Here is a 1,428-nt window from a genome sequence, read left to right on the forward strand (position 1 = left end):
TCACGTCCGCTGGAGTGGTGTATCGACGGCCACTCGGTGATCTCGTTTTCGAGGCTATGCGGTGAGTTCTGTGGGCAGGGTGGTCTCGTCGGTTTCTGACTCGATCGGGTGGCAGCGGGCTTTGGCCAGCAGGTCGAGTCCCATGTAGCGGCGAGCCTCAGTCCATTCGTCGTTCTGCTCGGCCAGCACCGCGCCGACGAGGCGGATCAGCGCGGTGCGGTCGGGGAAGATGCCGACCACGTCGGTGCGACGCCGGATCTCCTTGTTCAGCCGCTCCTGCGGATTGTTCGACCAGATCTGTCGCCAGATCTCACGCGGGAACGCGGTGAACGCCAACAGTTCGTGCTGAGCAGCGTCCAGGTGGGCCGCGGCCTTGGGGAACTTGGCCTCCAGCGCGTCCAGGACGTGTCGCATCTGGGCCTGGACGGCGTCGGTGTCGGGTTGTTCGAAGACCGTCCGCAACAGCGTGGCCACCCACGGCTGGGCCGACTTCGGGACCTGACTCAGCAAATTTCGGGCGTAATGCGTGCGGCATCGTTGCCAGGAGGCGCCGGGCAGGACCGCGCCGATCGCGTTCACCAGGCCGGTGTGAGCGTCGGAGATGACCAGTTGGACGCCGGACAGGCCGCGGGCGATGAGTGAGCGCAGGAAGGCGAGCCAGCCGGCGCCGTCCTCGGCGGTGGCGACGTCGAGGCCAAGGATCTCGCGGTGCCCGTCGGCGTTGACGCCGACCGCGATCAGCGCGTGGACGTTGATGATCCGGCCGCCCTCACGGACCTTCTGGGTCAGCGCATCGACCCAGACGAAGGCATACGGGCCTTGGTCCAGGGGTCGGTTACGGAAGGCCGCGACCTGCTCGTCGAGGTGCTTGGCCATCTCGCTGACCTGCGACTTCGACAGCTGGGTGACGCCGAGGGACTCGGCGAGCTTCTCGACTCTGCGGGTGGAGACGCCCAGTAGGTAGGCGGTGGCGACCACCGAGATGAGGGCCTGTTCGGCCCGCCGGCGTCGCTCGAGCAGCCAGTGGGGGAAGTAGCTGCCCTGCCGCAGCTTGGGGACGGCGAGCTCGACAGTGCCGGCGCGGGTGTCCCACTCGCGCGGGCGGTAGCCGTTGCGGTGGTTAACGCGTTCGTCGCTGACCTGGCCGTATTCGGCATTGCAGAGGGCATCGGCCTCCGCGGACATGAGCGCGTCGGCGAACGTCTTGACCATCGCGCGCAGCAGATCGGGACTCGCCGCGGCGAGGTTTTCCTCGGCGAGGGCGTGCAGGGGCACACTGTCAGGTGCGGTCATCGTGCTGATCTCCTTCGGGCTTCGACACCTCGAAGATCAGCCGGTGGCCGTTCGTCTATGCGGGCCACATCCCAACGCCGGAACAAACCCCCGGATCAGGTCGAACCCGTACACCACTTCCAAGGACGCGACCGG

1 protein-coding gene is annotated in these 1,428 nt (G+C 67.2%); it reads right to left on the minus strand.

From position 1 onward, the window contains the following. Positions 1-54: 54 nt before the first annotated feature. A complete protein-coding gene (locus AQI88_RS42335; protein WP_067011135.1) occupies positions 55-1,293 on the minus strand; it encodes an IS256 family transposase in 1,239 nt (412 codons plus the stop codon). Positions 1,294-1,428 lie beyond the last annotated feature (135 nt).

Origin of the sequence: Streptomyces cellostaticus (assembly GCF_001513965.1) — a bacterium.
In the GTDB taxonomy this organism is placed as follows: Bacteria; Actinomycetota; Actinomycetes; order Streptomycetales; family Streptomycetaceae; genus Streptomyces; species Streptomyces cellostaticus.

Bases quoted from the DNA above. Each gene is read 5' to 3' on its own strand.
- AQI88_RS42335 (WP_067011135.1), bottom strand. From the start codon at position 1,293: ATGACCGCACCTGACAGTGTGCCCCTGCACGCCCTCGCCGAGGAAAAC.